Origin of the sequence: Bacillus sp. JJ1609 (assembly GCF_036967045.1) — a bacterium.
Lineage (GTDB): Bacteria > Bacillota > Bacilli > Bacillales > Cytobacillaceae > Mesobacillus.
The window spans coordinates 10712-15474 of record NZ_JBALSS010000011.1; the positions used below are offsets into that span (position 1 = coordinate 10712).

General features: G+C 42.2%; 6 protein-coding genes. 2 read left to right on the forward strand and 4 right to left on the reverse strand.

Annotation, left to right across the window (positions count from 1 at the left end; genetic code table 11):
• Positions 1-200: 200 nt before the first annotated feature.
• Both V7654_RS10690 and fabL read right to left on the reverse strand, forming a co-directional pair.
• On the reverse strand, positions 201-395 hold the full coding sequence (locus V7654_RS10690; protein ID WP_335430323.1) for a gamma-type small acid-soluble spore protein: 195 nt from the start codon (positions 393-395) through the stop codon (positions 201-203).
• 86 nt (positions 396-481) lie between these two features.
• The gene (gene fabL / locus V7654_RS10695; protein WP_335430324.1) at positions 482-1231 is read right to left on the reverse strand and encodes an enoyl-[acyl-carrier-protein] reductase FabL; all 750 of its coding nucleotides are present in this window, start codon (positions 1229-1231) and stop codon (positions 482-484) included.
• Between the two features lie 232 nt (positions 1232-1463).
• Here fabL and V7654_RS10700 point away from each other — a divergent pair, with 232 nt between their 5' ends.
• On the forward strand, positions 1464-1688 hold the full coding sequence (locus V7654_RS10700) for a hypothetical protein (RefSeq protein ID WP_335430325.1): 225 nt from the start codon (positions 1464-1466) through the stop codon (positions 1686-1688).
• Positions 1689-1757: 69 nt separating this feature from the next.
• On the opposite strand, the gene mutY is transcribed toward V7654_RS10700, so the two are convergent.
• A complete protein-coding gene (gene mutY, locus V7654_RS10705; protein ID WP_335430354.1) occupies positions 1758-2831 on the reverse strand; it encodes an A/G-specific adenine glycosylase in 1074 nt (357 codons plus the stop codon).
• A gap of 81 nt (positions 2832-2912) precedes the next feature.
• Positions 2913-3209, reverse strand: coding sequence for a hypothetical protein (locus V7654_RS10710; RefSeq protein WP_335430326.1), 297 nt, complete (start codon positions 3207-3209; stop codon positions 2913-2915).
• A 154-nt stretch (positions 3210-3363) separates the two neighbouring features.
• Here V7654_RS10710 and V7654_RS10715 point away from each other — a divergent pair, with 154 nt between their 5' ends.
• Entirely contained in the window at positions 3364-4350 is a 987-nt protein-coding gene (locus V7654_RS10715; protein WP_335430327.1) for a metal-dependent hydrolase, read from the forward strand.
• The last annotated feature ends 413 nt before the right edge of the window (positions 4351-4763 follow it).

The window sequence follows — 4763 nt, forward strand, 5'->3', positions numbered from 1 at the left end:
TTGTTCTCGTAGGGCTTCTATTCTCAGAGGGGATTATCATCACAACTCTAGTATGCTAAAAGCACTATTTGCATCGTCTCCAGACGATCGCTTTCCGCGGGCGTTCTGGGAGCTTATTTCGGAGTAAAAGACGCCTGAGGCCACCCACCTTATTGGAAAAGGCACTCTTCGAATAAAGAGTGCCTTTCGTATTGGTGATCTTAGCTCTGTTGGCCAGAGTTTTGACCTTTTTTAGCTTCAGCTTGTTGATTTTGTTGACGTACTTCTTGAGCGTTTGTTTCGCTAGCGAACTCAGTGCCGAATTGGCCTTGTGCGCCTTGTCCAGATTGAGCGTTTTGTTGTCTCACCTGCTGAATGTTTGTACCAGCTTGTGATTGATTAGGTTGTTTTGCCATTGTTATCACCTCCACGAATATTAATTTAACCAACCGTGGAGTGAGCTATCCTATTTTTTTATACCAAATTCATCCAAAATGTAAATCTAAACTAACAATGAAATTCCGCCATCGACAATAATTGTTTGGCCGCGAATCATGCTGGATTCATCTTTTAAAAGGAACATGACGGCATTAACCATATCGTCAATCTCGACCATTCTGCCTGCAGGAGTTTTCTCTCTCGCTTCAGCAAGCAGCTCCTCCCTGTTCGGGAAGTGTGTCAATGCTTCTGTATCAACTGCACCGCCGGAAACAGCATTGACAATGATATTTTTACGGGCAAGCTCAACAGCCAGGTAGCGAGTCAATGCTTCAAGTGCCGCTTTCGAAACACCTACCGTTGTGTAGTTCTCTAAATAACGAATCGAGCCTAACGAACTGATGCTGACGATTTTACCGCCTCCGTTCCTCTCCATCAGCTTTGCTGCTTCCTGGGCACAGAACAATAGCGCCTTGCTGTTGATATTCATTGTCCAGTCCCAATGTGATTCCTCGAGCTCCATCGCCGGCCTAAGCACACCGGATGCAGCATTATTCACAAAGACATCAAGCCTGCCGAACTCTTCATCAATCTGTTCGAACATCGCCTTAATCTTGCTCACATCGCCGACATTGGCTTTAACAACAAGCACCTTCCTGCCAAGGGCCTCTATTTCATCTGCTGTTTCTTGTGCGGCTTTTCTGCTGCGCGCATAATTGACGACAATGTCATAGCCTTCTTTTGCCAATCTAATTGCTGAAGCTTTACCGATTCCTCGGCTGCTGCCCGTAATCAATGCAACTTTCTGAGTCATAAAAAAATCCCTCTCTTTATTATATTTTTAGCTCTTATGTAAATAGCAGCAAAATGCTCCTGCTTAGCCACTCAATAAATGTGGGCGAGCTTTCGTTGTTTTGTTTCATTTTAGCTTTTTCAGGTATATATGACAATGTGGAAGAAATCATCCACTATCTGTTTGTTTGATAAAAACATCCGAACCTGAAAACAATAACCATAGGTTAAATTCACTTGAAAGGATGATACAAATGTATGTAGGCCGCGATATGACCGAATTGTCCATGATGTCAAAAACAGATTGGAAGGACAGTGAGCTTGCTTTCTTCCACCATTCCCTGCAGCAAATGGTTCCTTATTTAAATGTTGAAGGCCAATCAATCCATAGAGAAATCATTGAAGAAATTGAACGAAGAGGCGGTTTGAACCGCAATGAAGCTGATTATACACATGGCACAAAACAAAGCTATGATTAATGCCAAAGCATAACTCTTGAGCAAGACCAGACCCGTGATAAAAAAACAAAAAGGCTGATAACTCTATGGTTAGTCAGCCTTTTTGTATTCCAGATACTGCTTAAGCATCTTTTGGTATGGCACCGGGAAAGCAAATTCTTCGATTTCATTTTCAGAAACAAGCCTTAGTTGTGGCGTTTCCTTGATTTCCCCTGTAAAACCGACGCTGTACACTTGGATATTCCAGATTAAATGAGAAAAGACATGATCGATTTGTCCGAGAGACTCATGAACTTTAGGCGTTAATCCATATTGTTCTTCAAAATGCTCGGCAAGCTGATCACGCTGGCGCTGGAAATCTAAGCTCTGTTCAACAGTCGGAAACTCCCATAAGTTAGCAAGCAAACCCGTTTCCGGTCTTTTACGAATCAGGATTTTCCCTTCATCATTCGAAAAGATGCCTGCAGCCAGGTGCACATTTCTCTGTTTTTTCTTTTTGGTTTTCACCGGCAATTCAGTTTGGACACCTTCTTGAAAGGCCTGGCAATGCTCCCTGACTGGACATAGCAAGCATGATGGCGATGTTGGAGTGCAAATAAGAGCACCAAGCTCCATCAATGCCTGATTGAAGTAGGAGGGGTTTTCGTGAGAGATAAGCTCTCTTACCGCTTCTTCGAAAATTTTTCGCGAGGACGGTTTGGCGATATCATCCCAAATCTGCAAAATACGGGAAAATACTCTCATAACGTTTCCATCAACAGCTGGTTCTGGCAAACCGTAGGCGATGCTCAGGATGGCACCAGCCGTGTATGGGCCGACTCCCTTTAATGTAGAAATCTCCGAAGGTGAATCCGGAACTTTACCGCTATATTTTTCATGTACTTCCCTGACAGCGGTTTGTAAATTTCGTACCCGGGAATAATAACCAAGACCTTCCCAGGCCTTCAGTACCTTTTCTTCGTCAGCATTTGCCAGCGCCTCGACCGTTGGAAAATTATCCAAAAATCGATTAAAATATGGGATGACGGTATCTACTCTCGTTTGCTGAAGCATGATTTCAGATACCCATACTTTGTAAGGATCCTTATCTTTTCTCCACGGCAAATCACGCTGCTCACTTGCAAACCATCCTATCAAGTCATCCTGAAAGGATTTTATATCCATTTTATCTACACTTTTCTTGATGTCTGTTGCCACTTTTGTTCCTCCACGTGTTAAACATTCCGGAAATTTGGGAATATAATATTATCGTTTCTGCTTTATGGCCATGAAACCTATCCGTTCAAGCCCGCCAGGCACGAAGTCTTCAAGGCGGCCGAATACAGAATGGCTCCGGGTAAGCCGTAATTTTTTCATTGCATGATAATGTGCCTCAGTCGGTACATAGAATGATTCAATGAACATATTCCGTTGTTCCGACTGGCTGTATGAAAACATATTTGCCCCAAACTCAGGGAGCATATCTGAAATTTTATCGATAGCCTCCAGATATTGGCCAAGCAGACTTTGTTTTACCTCATACTGGATAATCATTTGAATCATGCTAGACAGCTCCTTTATGAAAAAATATTGGTCGTAAAGGGCAGACTGCTGAATATAGCCCTTTAAAAGTAAACTATAATTTCTGTTGTGACAAGAACTTTTAACTACCTATAACTTCATGAAACTAAAAAATCTTTTATAAGGAGGCGGTTAAATGGATACCGGTACCCACGTAGTAATGGGATTTGCCCTTGGCGGATTAGCAACGCTCGATCCCGCAGTCAGTGAAAGCACCGCCACTGCCAGCAGTGTCTTAATCGCGACACTTATCGGCTCACAAATTCCCGATATAGACACCGTATTGAAATTAAAGAATAATGCAGTTTATATACGTAACCACCGTGGAATAACCCATTCAATCCCCGCAGTGCTTCTTTGGCCGCTGCTGATTACAGGGGTTATATACGCTTTCCATCCGGAAGCAAATTTGCTGCATTTATGGATTTGGACATTTATCGCTGTATTCCTTCATGTTTTTGTCGACATATTTAACGCATATGGAACTCAGGCTTTAAGGCCTTTTTCGTCGAAATGGGTCGCTTTAGGAGTAATAAATACGTTTGATCCAATAATTTTTGGGATCCATGTTGTCGGATTATTTCTATGGGTCTTTGGTGCTCACCCTGGATACACTTTCCTGACAATTTACGCGATACTTGTTTTCTACTATTTATACCGGTTTCTTGTTAAACACCGGGTAAAACAAGCGGTTATCAAAATTGTTCCCGATGCCACTGACATCATCATCGCCCCTACAATGCGATTCAATCAATGGAGAGTGGCTGTGATGAACAAGCATCAATTCTTTGTCGGTCGTGCCCATAAAAGCCACGTGAGGATCCTGGATCAATTTAACCGTGTACCTGTTCCGGAAACACCAGTTCTTAAAGCGGCTAAAAAAGATAAAAATCTATCAGCCTTCCTGTCATTTTCGCCAGTTTACCGTTGGGAATGTGATGAATATGATGATTACTACGAAGTAAGATTCATCGACTTGCGCTATCGCAGCAATGGACACTATCCATTTGTTGCTGTCGTGAATCTTAGCAAGGAATTAGGAATTTTAAGCTCTTATACAGGCTGGATTTACAGTGAGGAGAAATTAAGGAAGAAGCTTGAATTCATTCCTGGAGAAGGGTGATAATTTAATAATAAAATCCCCGGCAGAGTGATAGTTTGCCGGGGATTTTTGTTTAAAGTATATTTTTTGGGGACGAATAGTTGGAACAATTCGCTGGAGGTTTTCTTCATTAGATTGTTCCACTATCCCCTATTGGGACATTGGGTTTGCCGTTTCTCATCCTCGTATTGTTCCAATGACCCCTATTGGAACATTGGATTGGCTTTTCTCATCCTTATGTTGTTCCAATGACCCTTATTGGAACATTGGGTGGCTGTTTTTAACCCTAGTGTTGTTCCAATGACCCTTATTGGAACATTGGATTGGCTTTTTTCATCCTTATGTTGTTCCAATGACCCTTATTGGAACATTGAATTGGCTTTTTTCATCCTTGTATTGTTCCAATGACCCTTATTGGAACATTGGATTGGCTT